Raw genomic sequence first — 1021 nt, forward strand, 5'->3', positions numbered from 1 at the left:
GGCGGATACCCGCCCCCGCCGCCCCCGTACGGCAGCGACCCGTACGGCTCCGGCGGCGGCTACGGCATGCCCGACCCGCTGGCCGGGATGCCGCCGCTCGCCGACTTCGGCAGGCGGCTCGCCGCCCGCGTCATCGACCTGGTCATCGTGTTCATCCCGCTGTTCCTGATCCAGCTGGCGTTCGGCACGAACCGGTACGTGGTCGAGACGGACCGCGGCGAGGACGTCACCGAGGTCATCACCAAGTCCTACAGCGGCACCGGCCTCGCCATGACGCTCATCTCGATCATCGCCTACGTCGGCTACGACTGGTTCTTCACCAGGAAGGACGGCAAGACCCCCGGCAAGAAGGCGATGGGCCTGCGGGTGGCGATGCTCAACGACGGCAGTGTCCCGCAGTCCGGCCCCGCGCTCGGGCGGGCCGCGGTGCTCTGGCTGCCCACGCTCATCTGCTGCCTGTGCCTGTGGCCGCTCGCCCTCATCGTGTCGATCCTGGTGGACAAGCCGTACCGCCAGGGCCTCCACGACAAGGTGGCCAAGACGGTGGTCGTCACCGCCCCCTAGGCCGCCTCTTCCGGATCTTGCCTGGCCCGCGCCGTCCGGTGCCGCGCCTCGCCGCGTTGTCGGGCCGCCCGCGTACCCCAGTACGCGGGCGGCCCTCCGCCTTGCGATGCACGGCACCGGACGACGCGGGCTTGACCGGCAAGATCCGCGCGGATCGTGCTGGAGTGCGCCGAAGGCCCCTCGATCATGGAGGTGTCCCGCCGGCTGCGGATAGCTCCGGACACGGTCCGCACCTGGCGGCGCCGCTTCATCGAGCGGGGCTTGGACGGCTTGTGCGACGACCCGCGGCCCGGCGTCCCACGGAAGATCACTGACGCCGACGTCGAGCGGGTCATCGTCAAGACGCTTGAGGAGACACCGAAGAACGCGACCCACTGGTCGACCAGGTCGATGGCCGCGGCGACCGAGATGTCGCAGTCGAGCATCTCGCGGATCTGGCGGGCGTTCGCGCTCGCGC

The 1021-nt window shown here is 70.8% G+C and carries 2 protein-coding genes; both read left to right on the forward strand.

Features of this window, described 5'->3' with window-relative positions; translation table 11 throughout:
- Positions 1–564: RDD family protein (locus EF903_RS32895; RefSeq protein ID WP_260616240.1), on the forward strand; the 564-nt coding region annotated here is incomplete at its 5' end.
- A gap of 156 nt (positions 565–720) precedes the next feature.
- On the forward strand, positions 721–1021 hold a 301-nt coding region (locus tag EF903_RS32900), incomplete at its 3' end, for a helix-turn-helix domain-containing protein (protein WP_260616241.1).

It is taken from the genome of Streptomyces sp. WAC05292 (assembly GCF_003949955.1).
GTDB lineage: Bacteria > Actinomycetota > Actinomycetes > Streptomycetales > Streptomycetaceae > Streptomyces > Streptomyces globosus.